At 61.1% G+C, this 22763-nt stretch carries 16 protein-coding genes; 9 read left to right on the top strand and 7 right to left on the bottom strand.

What is annotated here, in order from left to right; genetic code table 11:
• Nucleotides 1-132: 132 nt before the first annotated feature.
• The 9 genes from EI290_RS08870 (at nucleotide 133) to EI290_RS08830 (ending at nucleotide 9704) form a co-directional block, all read left to right on the top strand.
• Complete coding sequence (locus tag EI290_RS08870; RefSeq protein WP_125428834.1) at nucleotides 133-1017, top strand: sugar phosphate isomerase/epimerase family protein; 885 nt, start codon at nucleotides 133-135, stop codon at nucleotides 1015-1017.
• A 105-nt stretch (nucleotides 1018-1122) separates the two neighbouring features.
• On the top strand, nucleotides 1123-2799 hold the full coding sequence (locus tag EI290_RS08865; RefSeq protein WP_125428832.1) for a GMC oxidoreductase: 1677 nt from the start codon (nucleotides 1123-1125) through the stop codon (nucleotides 2797-2799).
• Nucleotides 2800-2811: 12 nt separating this feature from the next.
• Nucleotides 2812-3426 (top strand): gluconate 2-dehydrogenase subunit 3 family protein, encoded by a 615-nt coding sequence (locus EI290_RS08860; protein WP_246008904.1) that lies wholly within the window; start codon nucleotides 2812-2814, stop codon nucleotides 3424-3426.
• Between the two features lie 113 nt (nucleotides 3427-3539).
• On the top strand, nucleotides 3540-4715 hold the full coding sequence (locus EI290_RS08855) for a Gfo/Idh/MocA family protein (protein ID WP_221766245.1): 1176 nt from the start codon (nucleotides 3540-3542) through the stop codon (nucleotides 4713-4715).
• 69 nt (nucleotides 4716-4784) lie between these two features.
• Nucleotides 4785-5837 (top strand): sugar phosphate isomerase/epimerase family protein, encoded by a 1053-nt coding sequence (locus EI290_RS08850; RefSeq protein ID WP_125428830.1) that lies wholly within the window; start codon nucleotides 4785-4787, stop codon nucleotides 5835-5837.
• A gap of 17 nt (nucleotides 5838-5854) precedes the next feature.
• A complete protein-coding gene (locus tag EI290_RS08845; RefSeq protein ID WP_125428828.1) occupies nucleotides 5855-6325 on the top strand; it encodes a c-type cytochrome in 471 nt (156 codons plus the stop codon).
• 205 nt (nucleotides 6326-6530) lie between these two features.
• The gene (locus tag EI290_RS08840; RefSeq protein ID WP_125428826.1) at nucleotides 6531-7787 is read left to right on the top strand and encodes a nucleoside permease; all 1257 of its coding nucleotides are present in this window, start codon (nucleotides 6531-6533) and stop codon (nucleotides 7785-7787) included.
• A 133-nt stretch (nucleotides 7788-7920) separates the two neighbouring features.
• Complete coding sequence (locus EI290_RS08835; RefSeq protein ID WP_125428824.1) at nucleotides 7921-8811, top strand: hydroxypyruvate isomerase family protein; 891 nt, start codon at nucleotides 7921-7923, stop codon at nucleotides 8809-8811.
• A 122-nt stretch (nucleotides 8812-8933) separates the two neighbouring features.
• Nucleotides 8934-9704, top strand: a complete 771-nt coding sequence (locus EI290_RS08830) for a 3-keto-disaccharide hydrolase (protein WP_125428822.1) — start codon at nucleotides 8934-8936, stop codon at nucleotides 9702-9704.
• Nucleotides 9705-9759: 55 nt separating this feature from the next.
• Here the strand turns inward: EI290_RS08830 and EI290_RS08825 are convergent, their stop codons facing one another.
• The 7 genes from EI290_RS08825 to EI290_RS08795 all read right to left on the bottom strand — a co-directional run bounded on the left by EI290_RS08825 (nucleotide 9760) and on the right by EI290_RS08795 (nucleotide 22753).
• Complete coding sequence (locus EI290_RS08825; RefSeq protein WP_125428820.1) at nucleotides 9760-12336, bottom strand: glycosyl hydrolase 115 family protein; 2577 nt, start codon at nucleotides 12334-12336, stop codon at nucleotides 9760-9762.
• A 136-nt stretch (nucleotides 12337-12472) separates the two neighbouring features.
• The gene (locus EI290_RS08820; protein WP_125429282.1) at nucleotides 12473-13534 is read right to left on the bottom strand and encodes an endo-1,4-beta-xylanase; all 1062 of its coding nucleotides are present in this window, start codon (nucleotides 13532-13534) and stop codon (nucleotides 12473-12475) included.
• Nucleotides 13535-13610: 76 nt separating this feature from the next.
• Nucleotides 13611-15299, bottom strand: a complete 1689-nt coding sequence (locus EI290_RS08815) for a sodium/sugar symporter (RefSeq protein WP_125428818.1) — start codon at nucleotides 15297-15299, stop codon at nucleotides 13611-13613.
• A 265-nt stretch (nucleotides 15300-15564) separates the two neighbouring features.
• Complete coding sequence (xylA, locus tag EI290_RS08810) at nucleotides 15565-16896, bottom strand: xylose isomerase (RefSeq protein WP_125428816.1); 1332 nt, start codon at nucleotides 16894-16896, stop codon at nucleotides 15565-15567.
• On the bottom strand, nucleotides 16874-18412 hold the full coding sequence (locus tag EI290_RS08805; RefSeq protein ID WP_125428814.1) for a xylulokinase: 1539 nt from the start codon (nucleotides 18410-18412) through the stop codon (nucleotides 16874-16876). The genes xylA and EI290_RS08805 overlap by 23 nt, the downstream gene beginning before the upstream one ends.
• A gap of 122 nt (nucleotides 18413-18534) precedes the next feature.
• Nucleotides 18535-20418, bottom strand: coding sequence for an endo-1,4-beta-xylanase (locus tag EI290_RS08800; protein ID WP_125428812.1), 1884 nt, complete (start codon nucleotides 20416-20418; stop codon nucleotides 18535-18537).
• A 115-nt stretch (nucleotides 20419-20533) separates the two neighbouring features.
• A complete protein-coding gene (locus EI290_RS08795) occupies nucleotides 20534-22753 on the bottom strand; it encodes a glycoside hydrolase family 3 N-terminal domain-containing protein (protein WP_125428810.1) in 2220 nt (739 codons plus the stop codon).
• Nucleotides 22754-22763: the final 10 nt, after the last annotated feature.

Raw genomic sequence — 22763 nt, 5'->3', positions numbered from 1 at the left:
AGTTTGTCAAACAGATACTTATATATTTATTACATCTTGAACATACCCTGCACGATTTGAGCATAAGCCGGGAAGCTGGGCGCTGAATCTTTACAAGGTCATCCCATTCACTTTCCCATCCTTCCTGCTCCTATGACTTCCCGTCGTGCGTTTATGAGGTCCGCCGCCCTGCTCTCGGCCGGCGTGCTGGCGGCCCCGGCCCTGCTGGCTAAAGCTCCCGCTACCATTGGTTTGCAGCTGTACACCGTGCGCGACGCCATGCAGCAGGACGCGGCCGGCACACTGGCCCGGCTGGCCAAGCTGGGCTATAACTCGGTGGAAGGCGCCACCTACACCGGCAGCCAGAAATTCTACGGAATGGAGCCGGCTGCCTTTGCCAAGCTGCTGAAGCAAACCGGCCTCATGATGCCCAGCAGCCACTACCTGTTGGGCGAGCAGGAAAACAACGGCCAGGCCACTCAGGGCACCATGCTGCACGGCTGGGACAAAGCCGTGGACGATGCCGCCCAGGTGGGCATCAAGTACATGGTGTGCGCCTGGCTAACCGAGTCGGAGCGGGGCAACCTGGACCACTACAAGCTGCTGGCCGAGCGCCTGAACAAAGCCGGGGAGCGGTGCAAGAAAGCGGGCATTCAGATGGCCTACCACAACCACGACTTCGAGTTTGCCGCCCAGAACGGCAAGCTACCCTACGATGTGCTGCTCCAGGAAACCGACAAAAACCTGGTGCAGATGGAGCTGGACCTGTACTGGGCCACCAAAGCCGGCCACGACCCGGTGGAGCTATTCAAGAAGAACCCCGGCCGCTTCCCGCTCTGGCACGTGAAGGACATGGACAAAACACCCCAGCGCAACTTCACCGAAGTGGGCAACGGCAGCATCGACTTCAAGCGCATCTTCGCCCAGGCCAAGCTGGCGGGTCTGAAATACTACTTCGTGGAGCAGGACCAAACCCCCGGCTCCCCCTTCGACAGCATTCAGCAGAGTATCACTTACCTCAAGCGCAACCTCATCTAGTTAGTAGTTGATGGTTGTCAGTTGTTATTATAGTTCTTGGCTTACGTGCGAACTGACAACTAACAACTAACAACCAGCAACTAACAACCAGCAACTTCTTTCGATATGGAAAAGAATACCTATGATGCCATTGTCATCGGGTCCGGTATTTCGGGCGGCATGGCGGCCAAGGAGCTGACCGAAAAGGGCCTGAAAACTATTATGCTGGAGCGGGGCCGCAACGTAGAGCACATCAAAGACTACGTGAATGCCAATAAGGCCCCCTGGGAGTTTGCCCACCGGGGCGGCAAAACCGAGCAGATGATTAAGGACTACCCGGTACTGAGCCGGGACTACACCCTGAACGAAACCAACCTGGATTTCTGGGTGAAGGAGAAGGAAAGTCCCTACGTGGAGGTAAAGCCCTTCGACTGGTTCCGGGGCTACCAGGTGGGCGGCCGCTCCCTGATGTGGGGCCGGCAGAGCTACCGCTGGAGCGAGTACGACTTTGAGGCCAACGCCAAGGACGGCATTGCGGTGGACTGGCCCATCCGCTACAAAGACCTGGCCCCCTGGTACAGCCACGCCGAGAAGTTTGCCGGCATCAGCGGCAACCGGGACGGCCTGCCCCAGCTCCCCGACGGCGAGTTTATGCCGCCCATGGAGATGAACTGCGTGGAAAAAGACGTGGCCGCCCGCATCCGCAAAAACTACAAGGACCGCCACATGGTCATTGGCCGCACGGCCAACATCACCCGCCCCCACAACAACCGCGTAAACTGCCAGTACCGCAACAAATGCTGGCTGGGCTGCCCGTTCGGGGCCTACTTCAGCACGCAGTCGGCCTCCCTGCCGGCGGCTATGGCTACCGGCAACCTCACGCTGCGGCCGTTTTCCATCGTCACCCGCATCCTCTACGACAAGGACACCAAGCGGGCCAAGGGCGTAGAGGTGCTGGACGCGGAAACCAACCAGACCTACGAGTACTTCGCCAAAATCGTGTTTGTGAATGCCTCGGCCCTGAACTCGGCCTGGGTGCTGATGAACTCGGCTACTGATGTATGGCCCGAGGGCCTGGGCAGCAGCAGCGGGGAGCTGGGCCACAACCTCATGGACCACCACTTCCGGGTGGGGGCCCACGGCGAAATGCCCGGCTACGAGGACAAGTACACCTACGGCCGCCGCGCCAACGGCATTTACGTGCCCCGCTACCGCAACCTGTTCGGGGATAAGCGCGAGTACCTGCGGGGCTTCGGCTACCAAGGCGGGGCCGGTCGGGAAGGCTGGGGCCGCGACGTGGCCGAGCTCAGCATCGGCGGCGACTTCAAGGATGCCCTCACCGAGCCTGGCAACTGGACCATGGGCCTCACCGGCTTCGGCGAAACCCTACCCTACCACGATAACCGCGCCTACCTCGACAAAACCAAGAAGGACAAGTGGGGTTTGCCGGTGCTGGCCATCGACGCCACCATCCGGGACAACGAGCAGAAAATGCGCATCGATATGATGAACGATGCCCAGGAAATGCTGGAAAAAGCGGGCCTCAAGAACGTAAACACCTACAATGGGGGCTACACCCTGGGCGGCGGCATTCACGAAATGGGCACCGCCCGCATGGGCCGCGACCCAAAAACCTCGGTGCTCAACCAGCACAATCAGGTGTGGGATGCCCCCAACGTGTACGTCACCGACGGGGCCTGCATGACCTCGGCGGCCTGCCAGAACCCTTCCCTCACCTACCTGGCCCTCACGGCCCGCGCCGTGGACCACGCCGTGGGTGAGCTGAAAAAACAGAACATCTAACCCCTACCAACGATGATGAACCGACGTGATGCCCTGGCCCGCGTAGCTCTGCTGATGGGCGGAGCCGTTATCGGGGGCGACTATTTCCTGAGCAGCTGCTCTTCGCCCAGCGAGGAAAAAACGAAGACCAAACAACCCACGGCTACCGCACCCAAAGAGCTGCCGGCCGTGCTGACTGCCGAGCAGGTAGCCTACCTGAACGAAGTGGGCGACACCATTCTGCCCCCCACCAAAACGCCGGGTGCCAAGGCCGCCGACGTGGGCGGCTTCATGGCCGTGATGGTGCGCGACTGTTACAAGCCCGAAGACCAGCAAATCTTCAAGCAGGGCCTGACCAAGCTGGAAGCCGCCGCCAAGCAGAAGTACAGCAAGGGCTTTATGGAACTGGACGCTGCCCAGCGCACGGCCCTGCTCACGGCCCTGGACGCGGAGCAGAAAACCTACGCCAAAACCAAAACGCCGGAGCAGCCCAACCACTACTTCCGCATGATCAAGGAGCTCACGCTGCTGGGCTACTTCACCTCCGAAGTGGGGGCCACCAAAGCCCTGCGCTACCTGCCCGTACCCGGCAAGTACGAGGGCTGCGTCCCCTACAAAAAAGGCGACCGGGCCTGGGCGACTACTTGAGTTGCCAGTTTATGGTTGATGGTTGCTAGTTATCAGTTGTCAGAACTATACCGAAACCAGCAACTAGCAACTGACAACAAGCAACTAACAACTAGAAACTGAAAAGCAACCGAATGAAACTACGACTGGGCATGATTGGCGGGGGGCAGGGAGCGTTTATCGGGGCGGTGCACCGCATGGCCGCCGCCCTGGATGGCCTGTATGAGCTAACCGCCGGTGCCTTCAGCAGCAACCCCGACACTTCCCGGGCCACTGGCCGGGAGCTGGGCCTGGCCCCCGAGCGGGTGTACGGCTCGTATCAGGAGCTTATCGAGCAGGAAGCCCGGCGGCCGGCGGCTGAGCGGGTGCAGGTTATCAGCATCGTGACGCCCAACCACCTGCACTTTGCGCCGGCTAAGCTGGCCCTGGAGAATGGCTTTGATGTGGTGCTGGATAAGCCGATGACGTTTTCATTGGCCGAGGCCCGGGAGCTGCAGCAGGTGGTGCAGGCCACCGGCCGTAAGCTCTGCCTCACCCACACCTACACCGGCTACCCCATGCTCAAGGAGGCCCGGCAGTTGGCGGCCTCCGGGGCGCTGGGCACCATCCGGAAAGTGTACGTGGAGTATCCGCAGGGCTGGCTGAGCGCCTTTGAGGAAGGCGGCGACAACAAGCAGGCCGCCTGGCGCACCGACCCCGCCCGCAGCGGCGTGGCCGGGGCCATGGGCGACATTGGCACCCACGCCTTCAACCTGCTGGAATACGTGAGCGGCCTGCAGGCTACCCAACTCTGCGCCGACATCAATACCGTAGTACCCGGCCGCCAACTGGATGATGACGGGGCCGTGCTGCTCCGCCTGAATAGCGGAGCCAGCGGGGTACTGGTGGCTACCCAGGTAGCGGCCGGCGAGGAAAACAACGTGCGCCTGCGCATCTACGGAGAAAAAGGGGGCCTCGACTGGCAGCAGGCCGATGCCAACACCCTGCTGGTAAAGTGGCTGGACCGGCCCACCGAAATCCGGCGCACGGGCGCGGGCTACCTCAGCGCCGCCGCCCGCCACAACAGCCGCCTTCCGGCTGGTCACCCCGAGGGCTACCTCGAAGCCTTTGCCAACCTCTACCGCAATTTCGCCCTCACGTTGCTGGCCGAGCAAACTGGCCACCCCGCCCCACCCGAAGCCCAGGATTACCCCGGTATTGAGGATGGCGTGCGGGGCATGGCCTTCATTGAAACCGTTATTGCCTCGGGCCGCTCCGAGCAGAAATGGACGGACTTTCCGGCTCCTGAGAGCTTAGACCCTAGAACGTAGAACTCAGATTCCGTTCAACCGAAAAGGCCTACTTTCTAAGCTCTACGTTCTTGGCTCTAAGCTCTAAAAATGAAAACAATCAAAGGACCCGGCATATTTCTGGCCCAGTTCATCGGCGACCAGGCCCCATTCAACAGCCTCGCCAGCATCTGCGAGTGGGCGGCGGGGCTGGGCTACAAGGGCGTGCAACTCCCGACCCTGGACACCCGCTTTATTGACCTGAAACTGGCCGCCGAAAGCCAGACCTACGCCGATGAAGTGCGCGGCACGGTGCGGGCAGCCGGTCTGGAAATCACCGAGCTATCCACGCACTTGCAGGGCCAGCTGGTGGCCGTAAACCCCGTGTATGACCAGCTGTTTGATGGTTTTGCACCCGAAGCCGTGCGCGGTAACCCCGCCGCCCGGCAGCAGTGGGCGGTGCAGCAGCTGAAGTACGCGGCCCAGGCTTCGCAGCGGCTGGGGCTCACGGCTCACGCCACGTTTAGCGGGGCCTTGCTCTGGCCCTACGTGTACCCCTGGCCCCAGCGCCCGGCCGGCCTCGTAGAAACCGGCTTTGACGAGTTGGCCCGCCGCTGGCGGCCCATCCTGGACGTGTTTGATGAGTGCGGGGTGGACGTCTGCTACGAAATTCACCCCGGCGAGGACCTGCACGACGGGGTGAGCTACGAACTATTCCTGGAGAAAGTCGACCAGCACCCCCGGGCCTGCCTGCTCTACGACCCCTCCCACTTCGTGCTGCAATGCCTGGACTACCTGGAGTATATCGACATCTACCACGAGCGAATCCGGGCCTTTCACGTGAAGGATGCCGAGTTTAACCCCAGCGGCCGCCAGGGCGTGTACGGGGGGTACCAAAGTTGGGTAGACCGCGCCGGTCGCTTCCGCTCCCTGGGGGATGGGCAGGTGAATTTCAACGCCATTTTCAGTAAGCTCACCCAGTACGATTACCCCGGCTGGGCCGTGCTGGAGTGGGAATGCGCCCTCAAACACCCCGAAGACGGAGCCCGCGAAGGTGCGCCCTTCATCCAAAACCATATCATTCGCGTCACCGATAAGGCCTTCGACGACTTTGCCGCCTCCGGCATCGACGCGGCCCGCAACAATACCCTGCTCGGCCTCTAACCTTCCCAAGCTCACCCATGAAAAACAGCCTTCTTCTCCTGACCCTCTGCGCCGGCCTGGCCGCCTGCGGCTCCGAATCCGATAAGCCCGCCGCCAAGGAAACCTACACCCTGGCCGATGAGGCCGAAACTGCCCAGGACAGCACCACCGGTGCCAACGTCAGCGCCGTGGCCCGGCAGCCGCAGGTAGATACCAACGCCACCAAAATCGGCACCACGCCCACCGGCACACCGGCCGAGACGGGCGCCAAGCTCATTGCCGGCTCCGACTGCACCACCTGCCACCGCGACAATGAAAAGCTGCTGGGGCCGGCTTACAAGGACATTGCCGCCAAGTACCCCAACACCCCCGCCAACGTGACCATGCTGGCCAAGAAAATCATAACCGGGGGCAGCGGCAACTGGGGCGAGGTGGCCATGACGCCCCATCCCGGCCTCTCCCAGAAAGACGCCGAGGAAATGACCCGCTACATCCTGAGCCTGAAGTAAAAACCAGCTCTTAACAACCTATAAAGGCCGTCATGCTGAGCTTGCCGAAGCATCTCTACCGCTTCGTTGCAAGGCCCATTAATTAGCCAGAGGGAGAGATGCTTCGGCAAGCTCAACATGACAATTACTTAGGTAACGTCATCCCCAGATTCCTCGCTTCGCTCGGAATGACAGCCTATTCCCAACCCCCTATTCGCCCTTGCTTATGACCTCTGCAATCCGGGTAAAACTGTCCCTCATGATGTTCCTGGAGTTCTTCATCTGGGGCGCGTGGTTTGTCACGCTGGGGACCTATTTGCTGCGCAACCTGGGAGCCTCGGGCACACAGGTAGGCGTGGCGTTTCTTACGCAGTCCATCGGGGCCATTGTGGCGCCGTTTATCGTGGGGTTGATTGCCGACCGGTTTTTCTCGGCCCAGAAGATTCTGGGGGTACTGCACCTGGCCGGGGCAGTGCTACTGTGGCGGGCTTCTCAGGCCCCGGATTTCGGCAGCTTCTACCCCAGCATCCTGACGTACATGGTGCTCTACATGCCCACCCTGGCGCTGGTGAATTCCATTGCCTTTCGGCAGATGCAGAACCCGCAGAAGGAATTTGCGCCCATTCGGGTGCTGGGCACGCTGGGCTGGATTGTGGCTGGCCTCACCATTGGCTGGCTGAACTGGGAACAGAGCAACAGCCTGCAGCTTACCTTCCTAATGGCCGCCGGGGCCTCGGCCCTGCTGGGCGTGTTCAGCTTCACGCTGCCCGCCACGCCACCCGTGAAAAAGGGCCAGTCCAGCTCCGTGGGCAGTTTGCTGGGGCTGGATGCTATTGGAATGCTCAAAAACCGCTCCTACCTCACGTTCTTTCTGGCTTCCATTGCTATCTGCATTCCGCTGGCCTTTTATTACGGCTTCACCAACCCCTTCCTGAATGAGGTGGGCATGAAGGCCGCCGCCGGCGTGCAGAGCCTGGGGCAGGTATCGGAGCTGCTGTTTATGCTGGCTATTCCGCTGTTTTTCAGCAAGCTGGGCGTGAAGAAGATGCTGGCTATTGGCATGGCAGCCTGGGTGCTGCGCTACGTGTGCTTCGCCTACGGCGGCGGGGAAAACGGCTACTGGCTGCTGATTGCCGGTATTGTGCTGCACGGCATCTGCTATGATTTCTTCTTCGTGACGGGCCAGATTTATACCGACAACCTGGCCGGCGAGCAGTTCAAGAGCTCCGCCCAGGGCTTCATCACCCTGGCTACCTACGGCGTGGGGATGCTGATTGGCACGCTGCTCTCGGGCCGCATCTTCGACCAGTACCAGCTGGCGGCCGGGGCCCACGACTGGCGCATGATCTGGCTGATTCCGGCCAGTATTGCCGCCGCCGTGCTGGTGCTGTTCCTGCTGCTGTTCAAAGAGCGCACTGCGGCTCCCGTACCTACTGAAACGGCCGGTGTGGATGCTGCCACGCGCTTAGCCAATGCCAACTAAACCATCATGCAGAGGCGTAGCCGCAGCATCTCACGTGCTGACGCCTGAATAGCATTTCAACATCCGCACGCGAGATGCTGCGGCTACGCCTCTGCATGACTGCCTTCCGGCTCGTCTCATATAATCTGATTTTATGGCTACCACCTGGAACCGCCGCGCCGCCCTCAAAGGACTGCTGACTAGCACCGCCGTCGTGGGTACTCTGGTACTGGCCGGGGCTAGCGTACCTGATGAAACCCCGACTGCTATGCCCGCTGTCCTGAAAGGAAACATCCGCCAGTCGGTGTGCCGCTGGTGCTTTGCCGACTTGCCGTTGGACCAGCTCTGTGCCGCGGCCCGGGAAATGGGCATCAAGGGTATTGACCTGGTGGGCCCGCAGGAGTGGCCCACGCTGAAAAAGTACGGGCTGGATTCGCCCATGTGCAACGGCGCGGAAATCAACCTCGTCGACGGCTTCAACGACCCGCAGTTTCACCCCCGCCTGCAACAGCAGTATGCCGCCATGATTCCGCAGGTAGCCAAGGCCGGCTACCGCAACCTGATTTGCTTCAGCGGCAACCGCCGAGGCAAAACGGACGAGCAGGGCTGGGCGAATTGCGTAGCCGGACTCAAGCCGCTGCTTAAGCTGGCCGAGCAGCACAACGTGGTGCTGGTAATGGAACTGCTCAACAGCAAAATCGACCACAAGGACTACCAGTGCGACCGGACGGTCTGGGGCGTGGAACTGGCCAAACGCCTGGGTTCCGAGCACTTCAAGCTGCTCTACGACATTTACCACATGCAAATCGACGAGGGCGACGTTATCCGCACCCTTACTGAGCACCACCGCTATATTGCGCACTACCACACCGCCGGCGTGCCCGGCCGCCACGAGCTGAACGACGCCCAGGAGCTGAATTACCCGGCCATCATGCGCGCTATTCTGGCCACCGGCTTCCAGGGCTACGTAGCCCAGGAGTTCATTCCCACCCAGCCCGACAAGCTGGCCTCCCTGCGCCAGGCCGTGCAGCTCTGCGACGTGTGAGCAATGTTGAGACGCGACACTTGGCGTCTCGTCGTTGCTGAGGTTGTTATCATTGCTCGGTGTGAACCGTTCACCGAGCAGACGCGAAGTGTCGCGTCTCTACACCGTTCTAGTTTTTTCCCATGAGACTCCCATTCCTGACTGCTGCACTTTTCAGCCTCTCCCTAGCCGCCGCGGCCCAGCAAACCGGTAAACCGGAAGACACCGAGGTGTGGAAGCCCGAGCCCAAAGTGGTAGCGGGCAAGCTGAAAACGACCCCACCGCCTGCCAAGGCCATTGTACTGTTTGATGGGAAGAACCTGAATGAGTGGGTATCGGCCGACGACCGGACCCAGCCGGCCCAGTGGACGGTAGCCGACGGCCTGCTGACGGTGGACAAGCCCAAGGGTAACATCGAAACCAAGCGCACCTTCACCAACTACCGCTTGCACCTGGAGTGGCGCGTACCGGCCGATATAACCGGCCAGGGCCAGGTGCGCGGCAACAGCGGCGTATTTCTGGCCTCCCTGGGCAAGGGCGACCTGGGCTACGAGCTGCAGATCCTCGACCCTTACCAGAACCCTACCTACGTGAACGGCATGGCGGGTAGCATCTATAAGCAGCATATCCCACTGGCCAACCCCGGCCGCAAGCCCGGCGAGTGGCAGTCGTACGACGTGGTGTGGCTGGCTCCCACTTTCAAGGCCGATGGCACGGTGAACACCCCGGCCCGCGTAACCGTGCAGTTCAACGGCGTAACGGTGCAGAAGAACGTAGCCCTGGCGGGCCCCACCCGCTATATCGGCCCGCCCCAGTACGAGGCCCACGGCCCCTCCCCCATCAAACTCCAGTCGCACGGCGACCCGAGCGCCCCCATCAGCTTCCGCAACATCTGGGTACAGGAGTTGCCGTAGTTCCGGTAGAGGGCAGCCTACTTGTTGCTCCGTACGCTGCCTGTCGGTAGTTGTGTTACCACCTGCCCGCCTTGGGTTTAGGGACCTTCGGTGAGGTTGCTGGTGGCCCCAGGTAGGTAGCGGGCAGGTTACCGGCGCTAACGACCACCTTCTCCAGTACTACCCCGGGGTCGACGCGCCAGAACTTCAGCACATGCTCGCCGGGTGTTGCCAGGGTGTGGGCAGAGGTGTTGAGCAGAATGTTATTGGCCACGGCTTTTTCCCAGGGACGGTTGCCATTGTCGGCTACCAGACCGGTGTGCAGATTAATGAGCTGAGGGGCTTCGTCGTCAATGGACACGGCGTAGCGTAGGCCCGGGCCGCCCAGGAAATTTAGCGTGGGGGCCAGGTAAGCATGTACCGTAACGGGGCCAGCCTGCCGGAGCGTGAAGCGGTACTCCAGGTGCGGACTAGTGCCGCCGGGAGCCTCCGTTGCCGGGGCCGTTACCGGAAACGTGGTAACGGCCCCGGCCGTGCGACCTAGGTCGGGCAGGTGCTGCCAGCTGATACCCCCGGCATGCACGGCTCGGCTGTAGTTTTCCGCCTCCACCGACACGTACGCACCCGCAACCAGTGGGGCGGACGGCGTGGCAGGCGGGTTGGCCGGGGGCTGGGGCAGCATCTGTACGGTGGGCATGGTGTTCTGTTCAGGCTGCTGCCAGCTAGTGTAGCCAATGTGGGTCTGGTCCATCATGTGGTTCCACTTGCCGCCGGCCAGGGCATGGTAGCGGCGCGTTATTTCCGCGTCCTTCTCAAACAGGAGCCTGGCTTTCGCGGCCAGCTCGTTGGTAGTGGCTTGGCCGGTTTTAGCCGCTTCCCGGTTTAGGGCCACGGTATAATACAGCTCGTTGAGGTTGGCACAAGCCTGCACCGGGTGTAGCACCAGCTGAAAATACGCATCCTGATGGGTGGCCGGCAGCTGTTTTTCGATGACCTCGGCGCGGGTGCGCAAAGCATTGTACTCGGCCACTACAGCGGCCCACTCCCCAGTGGCCAGGCTGTAGGTGGTAGCATCCAGCAGCTCGGGCTTGCGGCGGGCGTTGTACTTGGCGTATGTGGCCAGGATGTCGGCAATATCGGCGGCGTGCTTATCACCGAACTGCCGGGCGGCCCACTGCCGGGTGTAGGCGGCCACCTGGTCGGCGCTGATGCGGTTGGGGTTCCAAGCGTAGTCGAGGAAGAAGCTGATGGGTAGCTCCATGGGCTTCAGGTCGCCCACGTTCACAATCCAGATCTGGTTGGCACCATAGGCATGGGCCAGATGCATCTGCTCCCAGATACGGGGCAGCGGATTGGTGTTCAGCCATTTGTAGTTGCGCGGCCCGCCCACATAGTCGAAGTGGTAGTAAATACCGTAGCCGCCGGACCGGGGCTTCTCCCCTACTTTGGGCAGCTTACGGATGTTGCCCCAGTTGTCGTCGCAGAGCAACAGGGTCACGTCGTCGGGTACGCGCATCCCTTTGTCGTAGTAGTCCTGCACTTCTTTGTAAAGAGCCCAGAGCTGGGGCGTTTGGGCAGCGGGCTTGCCGGTAGTTTCCTCAATAATGCGGCGCTGGTCGGCCACAATTTTTTCCAGCAGGGCAATGTTACTGTCCTCGCTCATGGGCTCATCCCCGTCGCCGCGCATACCAATGGTTACGATATTCTCGCGGGTACCCATGCGCTGCATCCCGCCCCGCCAGAACTCCTGCAAGGTAGGGGCGTTGGTCTGGTAGTGCCAGGGGCCTTTGCCGCCGCGCTGCCATTCGGCGTGGGCGCGCGTGAGCGGCTCGTGGTGAGAAGTACCCATTACAATACCGTATTCATCGGCCAGTACTGGGTTCTGGGGGTCATCTACGTTGAACATGTTACCCCACATGGCCGGCCAGAGATAGTTGCCTTTGAGCCGCAGAATCAGCTCGAACATGTGGGCGTACATCTTGGAGTTGACGCCCCCGAATTTCTCCTTCGACCAGTTTTGCAGCGCCGGAGCCTCGTCGTTGATAAAAATACCCCGGTACTTCACCTGCGGCTCGCCCAGGCTGTGGCGGCCGGCAGCTACATATAGCGCCGTTTGGTGCCTGGTTGGCACATCGGCCCACCAGTACCAGGGCGATACCCCCATCTGCTGCGACACATCATAAATGCCGTAGATGGTGCCGCGCTTGTCGCTGCCCACAATAACCAAGGCCCGTGCCACGCCCGGCAGCGGCTTTTCTACCACCTGCACCGCAAAGGTTTCCCACTTGCCGGCCAGGCCCGCCGCATCCAGCTTGCCAGCCTGCACCAGCCCGTCAATCAGGGGGCTTTTGCCCAGCGTACCAATCAGCACTACAGCCGGCCCGCTTGACACTTTATCGATTGTGAAGCTTGGCGTGAGCCGGGTTACGCGGCTGATGTCGGCCTGCAAATCCCGGGCGGCGCGCAGTACGCCGGGCCAGTCCTGGGCGCTGGCGTAGAGCGGGGCCGCTTTGCCGGAAACGGCCAGCGGGAAGCTGCCGCTGCTCTTGTTAGCGGAAATGTAGGCGGCAGGCTGGGCGGCAGCGGAGCCCGTCAGCAGCAACAGGCTCAGCAACAGGCTCAGCAGTGCGGAACGGTGGAAAGGTATAGGCATGGTACGGGTGGGTTCAATCTGTCATCCTGAGCGGAGCGAAGGACCTTATCACGTTGGAACGAGCCGTTCTAATGACTATCGTTCAATTGCCATAAGGTCCTTCGCTCCGCTCAGGATGACAGGTGGGAAATCAGCTCTAGAACTGCACGACTTCCCAGAAAGCCTGTTTGGGCTGCTGGTTTTGGTCGAAGAGCAACGGGTAGTTTTTGCGGCCGGCCACGGGGTAGGTATCCAGCCAGCTGTACTTGTCCGACACGTTCCAGAAGGTAACGCCGGTAAGCACCTTGCGGTAGTCGCGGAACACGCGGAAAAACATCTTGTACTGGGCCGCCTGCTGCCGGGCCAGCTCCGGCGTGTAGGCGTCCGACTCATCGGGGCGCTTGGCGCGGCGGTCCTTTTCCCAGGGGTAGATGGATACATCGAGCTCGGTAATCTGCACCTTCAGACCCAGGGAGGCGTACTGGTCGAGGGCGGCGCGCAGTTCCGGCTCGGTAGGCTCCTGCAACGACCAGTGGCCCTGCAGCCCTACGCCGTCAATGGGCACTTTTGCTTCCTTAAGCTGCTTAAGTAGCTTGTAGATACGGGCGCGCTTCTCGGGCCGCTCGGTGTTGTAGTCGTTGTAGAACAGCTGGGCTTGCGGGTCGGCCTCGTGAGCGTACTCGAAGGCTTTGCGAATGAATTCGTCGCCGCAGATCTGGTACCACTCTGAGTTACGCAGAAACTCCTGGGGGTTGTCGGCAGTGGCTTCGTTCACTACGTCCCAGGCATAGATTTTACCTTTGTAGCGCTTCACCACCGCGAAAATATGGTCGTGCAGGCGCTTGAGCAGCACGTCTTTGCTCACGCGGGAGCCGTCGGCGTTTTTGAACAGCCACCGGGGTGTTTGCTCGTGCCAAAGCAGGTTATGGCCCCGCACCCGCAACTTGTTCTGCTGAGCAAATTCCACAATGGCATCAGCATCGGTCCAGAAGTAGCGGTTTTCCTCCGGATGAATCGGGCCCATCTTCATGGCATTTTCCGGCGTCAGGCTATTAAACTGCTGCTTAATCAGGGCCGCCTCGGGCCCTTGCAGCTGGGCGCGGCCCACGGCCACGCCCACCGGGAAATAGGCTTTGTAGTAGTCTTTGAGGCCTTTTGGGGGCGCGGCGGATTGCTGGCTACTGAGCACAGCAGCCCCAGCCAGCAGCAGACTGGCCATTGCCAGTCTGCGCCGGTAAGCAGCGAGAGTTTTCACGTTGGAAGGGGTTAACCCCGCGGGCCCGGCCCGTGCACGACTACCAGTATACGGTGTAGAGCACAGTGAGCAGAACCATGATGGTCATGGCCCCGATGGCAAAGCCGCGGGTAGTTTTGAACATGCTCCGGTCTACTTCCAGGCCGTTGGTTTTCACACCCCGGCTGGTTTCAAACAAACTAATCAGCACCATCATGACTACGCAGATGATGAACACGAAACCCATCCGGTCGAGGAAGGGAATTTCGTACACGCCGGCTGCATTGGGCACGGCAAACCCGAAAGGCGCCAGGAAAGACAGGTCGGCGAAGGTGGGCAGGAACTTAAACAGCACCGACAGCAAAAAGCCGCCGATGGTGGCAAACAGGGCCGCCGTGGAAGTCGTTTTCTTCCAGAAGAAGCCCAGGATGAACATGGCAAAGATGCCCGGCGACACAAACCCCGTATACTCCTGGATATACTGGAAACCGCCTTTTTTGTCGATACCCAGGTGGGGCGCAATCAGCACACCCAGGATCATGGCGGTTACGACGGCAATTTTGCCCACGTTCACCAGCCTCTTCTCCGATGCCTCCGGGTTGAGAACTTTCTGGTAGATATCCAGGGTAAAGATGGTAGCAATGGAGTTGGCCTTTCCGGCCAGCGAGGCCACTACGGCCGCCGTGAGGGCCGCAAACGACAAGCCTTTCAGGCCCACCGGCAGAATGTTAAGCAGCACCGGATAGGCGCGGTCAGGGTTCAAATCGGCCCCCTGGCCAAACTCCGCTGCCCCAAACACATCTGCTTTAAAGAGCACAAAGGCCGCAATACCAGGCAGCACCACAATAATGGGCATGAGCAGCTTGAGGAAGGCAGCAAACAGCAGACCACCGCGGGCGGTGGGCAAATCGGCCCCCAGGGCGCGCTGGGTAATGTACTGGTTGCAGCCCCAGTAGTTCAGGTTCACAATCCACATGCCGCCCAGCAGCACCGTGAGGCCGGGCAGGTCCATGTAGTTCTCATTGTCGCGCTTGAAAATCATCTGGAAATGGTCACCCGCCTGCTCAGTCATCAGGTTGAAGCCCGCCAGCACGCCCGATTGGCCGTAGTGGTCGGCTACCAGATTCAGGGCCAGGTAGGTAGTGGCCAAGCCGCCCAGAATCAGGAAAAACACCTGAATCACATCAGTGAAGCCTATTACCTTCATGCCACCCAGGGTAATAATCACCGCAAAAAAGGCCAGGGCATACAGGCAGAACTCCAGGTTGAGGCCGGCAATGCTGCTGATGGCAATGGCCCCGAGGTAGAGAATAGACGTCAGATTCACCACCACGTAGAGGGCCAGCCAGAAAATGGCCATAATCATGGCCACAGTGCCATTGTAGCGCTGATGCAGAAACTGCGGCATCGTGAAGATTTTATTCTTCAGGTATACCGGAATGAAGAACACGGCTACAATAATGAGCGTGAGGGCTGCCATCCACTCATAAGTGGCAATGGCCAAGCCCATCTTGAAGCCCGAGCCCGACATGCCCACGAACTGCTCCGCCGAGATGTTGGAGGCAATCAGGGAGGAGCCGATTGCCCACCACGTCAACGACCCTTCGGCCAGGAAGTAATCCTTGGAATCTCCCTCCATGGTGCCGTCGTGGCCGGTTTTGCGCCGATAAATCCAAATACCGTACCCCGAGACAATCAGGAAGTAGATGAAAAAGACGACGTAGTCGAGAGTCGCGAGTTGGTGTTGCATGAACGATAAACAGACGGGCCAGAAGGCCGCAGGTAAGAAACAGGGAAAAAGCTGCCCTCAAGGTACCGCAATGCGCGTATTCCGGCAACCTCCCCGCAAAACATTCCCGGCCGGTTCTCCCCTCGGGTTCCCACGCCCTCCCGTGAAAAACCAGCCGGGTTTGTTTGGGTGAATGATGAATTAGGAGTTATGAATGATGAGTTTCGCTCGGCCTCCAACCGACCCAGCTCATAATTTATAACTCATCATTCATAACTCCTATAAGCTAGATGTACTGGTTGATGATGGCTTCCAGCCACTCTTGCTTGCCGCTGCGCATAGTTGGCTCACCGGCTTCGTGGGCCAGGCGGCGCAGGTCTTCCAGGGTGAGCTGGCCCTTCTCGAAGGCAGCCCCGGCCCCACTGTCGAAGGAAGCGTAGCGCTCCGTGCGGAACTTGCGGTAGCTGGATTTCTGCAGAATGTTGTCGGCCGTTACCAGGGCGCGGGCGAAGGTGTCCATGCCGGCAATGTGGGCAATGAAGATGTCCTCCAGGTCGGTGGAGTTGCGGCGGGTTTTGGCGTCGAAGTTGATGCCGCCGGGCTTAATGCCACCATGCTCCAGAATGATGAGCATACTCTCGGTCAGCTCGTTGAGGTTGTTAGGAAACTGGTCGGTGTCCCAGCCGTTCTGGTAGTCGCCGCGGTTGGCATCCATGGAGCCCAGCATATTGGCGTCGGCGGCTACCTGCAGCTCATGCTGGAAGGTGTGGCCGGCCAGGGTGGCGTGGTTTACCTCCAGGTTCAGCATGAAGTCGTCCTGCAGGCCGTATTCCTTTAGGAAGCCGATGACGGTAGCGGCGTCGAAATCATACTGGTGCTTGGTGGGTTCGGCGGGTTTGGGTTCGATGAAGAACTTACCCGTGAAGCCCTGCTTGCGGGCGTAGTCGCGGGCCATGGTCAGGAAGCGGCCCATGTGCTCCAGTTCCCGCTTCATGTTGGTGTTAAGCAGGGTCATATAACCCTCGCGGCCACCCCAGAACACGTAGTTCTCGCCGCCGAGGGCAATGGTAGCGTCCATGGCGTTCAGCACCTGGGTACCGGCGTGGGCCACCACCTGAAAATCGGGGTTGGTGCTGGCGCCGTTCATGTAGCGCGGGTTCGAAAACACGTTGGCCGTGCCCCAGAGCAGCTTTACGCCGCTTTCCCGCTGGTGCTGCTGAGCGTACTCCACAATGGCACGCAGGTTATGCTCATACTCGCGCAGGGAATTGCCCTCGTCCACCAGGTCAATATCGTGGAAGCAGTAGTAGGGCGTGCCCAGCTTGGTGAAGAACTCAAAGGCGGCGTCCATCTTGTCCTGGGCGCGGCCCAGAATGTCGCCCTGCGCATCCCAGGCAAACTGCTTGGTGCCGGGGCCAAACGGGTCGCCGCCGGTGCCGGTGAAGGTGTGCCAGTACGACACGGCGAAGCGCAGGTGTTCCTCCATGGTTTTGCCGGCTACCACGCGGTTCTTATCGTACCACTTAAAGGCCAAGGGGTTGTCCGACTCGCGCCCTTCAAACTGAATGGGGCTGATACCGGTGAAGAATTCGGTTTTAGAAAGCGTGTTGCGTGACATGAGTCGGGAAGCTTGAAAATGAAGAAGTAGATGCGTTGAGTTGATGCCGAAGGGCCTGCTGCCAGCGGGCGTAGGCCGCTGCGTACTGCGGCTGCAAAGCCGGGTCGGGCGTTTCGGTGAGCAGGCATTCAAGCCCGCCGAAGGCCTCAGCGGCCGAGGCGTAAATGCCCGCGCCCACGCCCGCCCCGCGGGCCGCGCCCTGGGCCGCGTCGGTGTTGTAGAGTTCCAGGGTGAGGTTGCCGGTATTCACGAAGGCTTCGCGGAACACCGGGCTCAGGAACATGTTGGCGTTGCCGGCGCGCACGGTATGCACCGCCACGCCCATGTCGCGCATGATGCCCAGGCCGTACATGAGGGCAAACACAATGCCCTCCTGGGCGGCGCGCAGCAGGTGGGCGCGGGAGTGCACGTTCAGGTTCAGGCCCAGCAGGGCGGCCTCGGCGGGCTGGTTGGCCAGAATCCGCTCGGCCCCGTTGCCGAAGGGCAGGAATACCAGCCCCTCCGCTCCTACCGGGGCTTCGGCGGCCAGCCGGTTCATTTCGTCGTAGGGCAGCTCGCCCACCATCCGGCGCAGCCAGCTGTTCAGGATGCCGGTGCCGTTCATGCACATAAGCACGCCGTTGCGGGGCTGCCCGGGGGTGCTGTTCACGTGCACAAAGGCATTCACCCGTGACTGGGCATCGGAGGCCGGGGCTTCCGTAATGCCGTAGATAACGCCTGAGGTGCCGGCCGTGGCGGCTATTTCGCCGGGCTGCAGCACGTTCAGGGAAAAGGCATTGTTGGGCTGGTCGCCGGCCCGGTAGCTGATGGGCGTACCGGCCGCCAGGCCTAGTGTCCGGGCGGCGTCTTCGCTCAGGCGGCCCTGCACCGAAAACGTATCCACCACCTCGGGCAGCAGCTCCGGGCTGATGCCGTAGTAGTCGAGCAGCTCCTGAGCCAGGGCCTGGTTCTTGAAGTCCCAGAACACGCCCTCCGACAGCCCCGACACGGTAGTTTGCAGCTCACCAGTCAGCTTGAAGGCAATGTAGTCGCCGGGCAGTTGAATTTTGTGGATCTGGGCGTACACCGCCGGCTCGTTTTCCTGTACCCACTTAAGCTTGGAGGCCGTGAAGTTGCCGGGTGAGTTCAGAAAATACTCCAGGCAATGCGCTTCGCCCAGCTCGGCAAAGGCCTGGTTGCCCAGCTCCACCGCCCTACTGTCGCACCAGATGATGGCCGGGCGCAGCACCTGGCCCTGGGCATCTATCAGCACCAAACCGTGCATCTGGTAGGTGATGCCAATGGCGGCCACTTGCGCCCCCTCGAAACCGTAGGTAGCCTGCAGCTGGCGGGTGGCGTTGATAATTTCCTGCCACCACCGCTCGGGCCGCTGCTCGGCCCAGCCTGGCTGGGGCACATCCATGCCCATTTCGGTGGTGGGCGTGGTAGCAGCTGCCACGCAGCGGCCGGTGGCCGCGTCGAGCAGAGAGGCTTTGATGGAAGAGCTACCGATATCGTAGCCGAGAAGGTAGTGCATGTTTAAAGAAAGTAGCGGTTGCGAATCGGGGGCAGAGCCGGCGGGCCCGGCACCAGCCGGAGCGGTACCGTATTCAGGCGGCAATGGGCGACGCAGCCGGGAAAGTGTGCCGCCGTACCTGACTACTGCACCAGCAGCTTACTGGTTATCAGGCCTCCATCCTGCTCAGTAAGCTGTACGGCGTAAAGGCCTGCCCCCAGCTGTACGGGCAGGGCAAAAGTGGACTGCTGGTGCAGGGCCTGCGTGTATACGCTGCGGCCCTGCATATCTACAATACGCACGTGTACAATACGCTGGGTGCCGGTGAGGGTGATGCGGCCATCCTGGGTCGGATTTGGGTACAGCTGAACGAGGGTTTGCTGGCTGCTGCGGTTTTTGAGAATGGTGGTGCGCACGTAGTTTTTCAGCCATACCAAAGCCGTACGCTCCGTGTTGTCGTCGTTGGCCAGGTAGGCGCCCTGGGCCGTGCGCCAGTGGCCGGGCCGGTAGCCCCAAAGCGTAATGCCCTTCACCCCCGGATGCTCCCACAACGCCGGAAACACGCGCTGGTATTCGGCCAGCTGCACGGCATCATCGAGCTGGTTGCTGCTGTTAACGCCATCAATATCCAGCTCCGTGATATACAGCGGCTTGCCGGCCGCAGCTAAAGCGCTCAGGTTGGTGGTAAGCGTGGCAACAGGAATGTTGCGCGTTTCGAAGGCGTGGCCCTGGATACCAACCCCATCTACCAGGTTGCGGGCCACCAGCAGGTTCACAATATCCAGGTAGCGCTGGGTATTGGTTGTGTAGCTTATCACCCCGTAGTCGTTGATGAGGAGCTGGGAGTTGGGGAAATATTGGCGGGCCAGCTGGAAAGAAGTTATCACCCAGTCCCAACCGGTAGTACCAGCCCCACCCAGCGCATTGTAATAGTTACCAGCCCCACTGCCGGGCGTGTTGGGGCCGTTGTTGCCCGTGGAACCGTTCAGCGGCAGGTCGTTGGTGGGCTCGTTTACCACCTCAATCTGGTCGATGTTGGGGTAGCGCTGGGCCACGGCCTGAAACCATTCCCGAATTTCCAGCAGCTGTTCGGCCGCCGGGAGGGTTTCAATCCAGATGGGTTGCTGCTGGCCCCAGATGAGGGTGTGCAGCTTGAACGGAAAGCCGTTGCGTCGGGCCAGGTTATAGGCCGAGTCCAGCTCCGCCCAGTTCATTTGGTTACGAGTAGCTTCCACAGCGCCCCACTTACCGGCGTTTTCGGGGGTTACCTGGTTGAAGTAACGGTTGAAGAAGGGCTTTTGGGCCGTGCTGTATATACCACCCAGGTATTTCGACTTGCCCTGGGCCATGGGAGGGCCAGCGGGGGTAAACGTGGTAGGCGGCGTAGTAGTGCCCTGCTGGCCGGCGTCCAGCTGAGCCGGGGTGAAATACAGGCCCGTTTGCCCAAATACCAGCTTATCGATATCAAACCCGTCCTCACGGGCCCCTAGCTGAAACGTCTGCGTCAGGGCTCCGGCCGGCACGGTAAAGGAAACCGGCGTTTCGCTGTAGCTGTACTTCGACATGTTCACCCACTTCCATACGCCGGTGCCTGCCGAGCCCTGATTATCAACGGGCAGGCTGCCGCCGGTGTACCCCACGTTGAACAGGTTGTTGCAGGTAATCCAGTCGGTGTCAGCGGAGGGCGACTTGGTGCCAAAGCCGTTGGCGTAGTAAAAACTGTCGTCATTGGCTCCGCCCGCGTTTACCCGCATCCGCACATACAAATCGTAAGTACCAGGGCCGGGGAATGTTACGGAGTAGGAAACAACTCGCGCGGCCGTACCCGGGTTTTGGGCGTTGATGGTTGCCGTTGGGGTAATCGTGACGTACTGTACGCCGCTGGCGTTCAGGTTTTGCCAGTCGGCGCCCAACGCGCCCGATTCAGCTTGCTGCGACACGGGCGTATTCTGGCCCAATGCCGCCGGCGCGGCACTTAGCACGAGCAGCCCAAGCAGGCCGGAAAACAAGGTAGCGGTACGATTCATGGTTTGGTGGGAGTGTGCCGCCGAGTAGCAGCCGTGGACAGATCAGAAGAAAGGTCAGATTGAGGGCGGGCGTGGGAAACTGGAACGTAACGAGAGGTCGGGAAGGAAGTAGCAGTTAGCGCATTACTACCTGGCCCTGCGCGGCCGGACTGGCGCCCAGGGCCGTACTCCGCGCACTTGGCAGCGCGCCACCCACCCACACAGTAACGGCCCCGGTGGCGGCCACTGCCTTGCCCTGCTCGTCAATCAGGGCTAGCTCAGCGGGCGTGAGCGTGAAGCGCACGGTGGTGCTGCCCCCCGGCTGCAGCAGCACGCGGCGGAAGTGTTTGAGGGCGTAGAGCGGCACCTGCCGGCCCGGGCGCGGGGCGTGGGTGAGATAGAGCTGCACCACTTCCTCGCCGGCCATCTTGCCAGTGTTGCGCACGGTAGCCTCCACTTCCACGGACTGGTTGCGGGCCGCCTTCTTAGGCAGCTTCAGGTTGCTGTACTCGAATTTGGCGTAGCTCAGGCCGTAGCCGAAGGGGTACATCGGCTCCTGCGTCATGTAGCGGTAGGTGCGGCCGGCCATGCTGTAGTTTTCGTAGGCCGGCAATTGGTCGAGGCTTTTGGGGAAGGTGATGGGCAGCTTGCCCGAGGGCGACACCTTGCCGAATACTACATCGGCAATGGCGTTGCCGCCTTCCTCGCCGGGATACCAAACCAGCAGCACAGCGTCGCAGAGCTCGTGCACCTCGCTCAGGTTCATGGGCGAGCCGCCGGTAATGATGGCCACAATGGGCCTGGAGTTCTTGTCGCGCAGCTTGCGCAGAAAATCCAGCTGATTTTGGGGCAGGTTGTAGTCGAGCCGGTCGCCGAAGGTGGGCGAGGAAATGGACTCGCCTTCCTCCCCTTCCAGCAGCCCGTTAATGCCCAGCACCACGAACGTAGCGTCTACCCCGCGCGCCGTACCGCTCACCCAGTCGATGCCGTTCTGGTTGGGCCGGTCGAGCAGGGCACCGGGACGGTACTGCACCTGGCTGGCGGGGCTTACGCCGCCCACCAGGCCTTCCAGCACGGTTTTCATCTCCGGATTTACGCCGTAGTAGTTGCCCAGCAGCGCATCGAGGGTGGCGGCGTTAGGACCGGTCACGAAGTACTTGGCCAGGTCGTTACGCAGCGGCAGCACCCCGTTGTTCTTGAGCAGCACAATCGACTTCTGGGCCGCCTCGCGGGCCAGGGCGCGGTGTGCGGGGCTGTTGATGACGGCGGGCGTAAGCTTATCGAACGGGGTGCTGCCCTGCGGGTCGAACAGGCCCAGCCGGAACTTGGTGCGCAGCAGCACGGCCAGGGAACTGTCAATCCGGGCTTCGGTGGTGAGGCCTTTCTGCACGGCTTCGGGCAGGAAGGGGTACACGCTGCCGCAGTTCAGGTTCACGCCCCGCTCCAGGGCCAGCGCGGCGGCTTCGGCGGGCGTTTTCACCACTTTGTGCCCCTGGTAGAAATCCACCAGCGCCCAGCAGTCGGACACTACGTGGCCCCGGAAGCCCCACTGCCGGCGTAGCACGTCCTGCAGCAGGTACTGGTTGCCGCAGCACGGCTCACCGTTGGTGGCGTTGTAGGCGCACATCACGGCTTCTACTTTGGCATCAACGAGCCGCTTGAAGGCGGGCAGGTAGGTTTCCTGTAAGTCCTGGGGCGAGGCTACGGCGTTGAACTCGTGGCGCAGCTTCTCGGGGCCGCTGTGCACGGCAAAGTGCTTGGCGCAGGCAGCCGTTTTGAGGTAGCGCGGGTCATTGCCCTGCAGGCCCTGCACAAAGGCCACGCCTAGGCGGCCGGTGAGGGTGGGGTCTTCGCCGTAGGTTTCCTGTCCCCGGCCCCAGCGCGGGTCGCGGAAGATGTTGATGTTGGGCGTCCAGAACGTGAGGCCGCTGTACTGCTGGCGGTAGCCCTTGGCCACGGCCGCGTTGTACATGGCCCGCGCCTCATCGGAAATGGCCGTGGATACGCGCAGGGCCAGGTCTTCATCAAACGTGGCGCCCAGCCCAATGGCCTGCGGAAACACGGTGGCCGCCCCCGCCCGGCCCACGCCGTGCAGGGCCTCGTTCCACCAGTTGTAGGCCGGGATATTCAGCCGCTCAATAGCCTTGCTATTGTACATCATCTGGTCGGCCTTTTCTTCCAGCGTGAGCCGGGAAATCAGGTCCTGCACGCGCACGTTCAGCGGCTGGCTGGGGTCGAGGTAGCGGACGGGCATAGGTGCTGCCGCGGGCTGGGCAAACGCCCCCAGCCGCAGCCCCAGCAGCAGGGCCACACTCACCAGACCTATTTTGCGCAACTGTGGGGCGGCAAACAGCATGAGAAACCAG

The organism is Hymenobacter metallilatus, from assembly GCF_003944705.1.
Classification (GTDB): Bacteria; Bacteroidota; Bacteroidia; order Cytophagales; family Hymenobacteraceae; genus Hymenobacter; species Hymenobacter metallilatus.
This window is presented reverse-complemented; position numbering and strand designations above follow the sequence as displayed.

What these genes read in the sequence shown, in the direction of transcription:
- EI290_RS08825 (WP_125428820.1), bottom strand. Translation starts at nt 12,336, where the DNA reads ATGCCTATACCTTTCCACCGTTCCGCACTGCTGAGCCTGTTGCTGAGC.
- EI290_RS08815 (WP_125428818.1), bottom strand. Translation starts at nt 15,299, where the DNA reads ATGCAACACCAACTCGCGACTCTCGACTACGTCGTCTTTTTCATCTAC.
- EI290_RS08855 (WP_221766245.1), top strand. Translation starts at nt 3,540, where the DNA reads ATGAAACTACGACTGGGCATGATTGGCGGGGGGCAGGGAGCGTTTATC.
- EI290_RS08820 (WP_125429282.1), bottom strand. Translation starts at nt 13,534, where the DNA reads ATGGCCAGTCTGCTGCTGGCTGGGGCTGCTGTGCTCAGTAGCCAGCAA.
- EI290_RS08835 (WP_125428824.1), top strand. Translation starts at nt 7,921, where the DNA reads ATGGCTACCACCTGGAACCGCCGCGCCGCCCTCAAAGGACTGCTGACT.
- EI290_RS08840 (WP_125428826.1), top strand. Translation starts at nt 6,531, where the DNA reads ATGACCTCTGCAATCCGGGTAAAACTGTCCCTCATGATGTTCCTGGAG.
- EI290_RS08805 (WP_125428814.1), bottom strand. Translation starts at nt 18,412, where the DNA reads ATGCACTACCTTCTCGGCTACGATATCGGTAGCTCTTCCATCAAAGCC.
- EI290_RS08850 (WP_125428830.1), top strand. Translation starts at nt 4,785, where the DNA reads ATGAAAACAATCAAAGGACCCGGCATATTTCTGGCCCAGTTCATCGGC.
- xylA (WP_125428816.1), bottom strand. Translation starts at nt 16,896, where the DNA reads ATGTCACGCAACACGCTTTCTAAAACCGAATTCTTCACCGGTATCAGC.
- EI290_RS08860 (WP_246008904.1), top strand. Translation starts at nt 2,812, where the DNA reads ATGATGAACCGACGTGATGCCCTGGCCCGCGTAGCTCTGCTGATGGGC.
- EI290_RS08865 (WP_125428832.1), top strand. Translation starts at nt 1,123, where the DNA reads ATGGAAAAGAATACCTATGATGCCATTGTCATCGGGTCCGGTATTTCG.
- EI290_RS08800 (WP_125428812.1), bottom strand. Translation starts at nt 20,418, where the DNA reads ATGAATCGTACCGCTACCTTGTTTTCCGGCCTGCTTGGGCTGCTCGTG.
- EI290_RS08870 (WP_125428834.1), top strand. Translation starts at nt 133, where the DNA reads ATGACTTCCCGTCGTGCGTTTATGAGGTCCGCCGCCCTGCTCTCGGCC.
- EI290_RS08795 (WP_125428810.1), bottom strand. Translation starts at nt 22,753, where the DNA reads ATGCTGTTTGCCGCCCCACAGTTGCGCAAAATAGGTCTGGTGAGTGTG.
- EI290_RS08830 (WP_125428822.1), top strand. Translation starts at nt 8,934, where the DNA reads ATGAGACTCCCATTCCTGACTGCTGCACTTTTCAGCCTCTCCCTAGCC.
- EI290_RS08845 (WP_125428828.1), top strand. Translation starts at nt 5,855, where the DNA reads ATGAAAAACAGCCTTCTTCTCCTGACCCTCTGCGCCGGCCTGGCCGCC.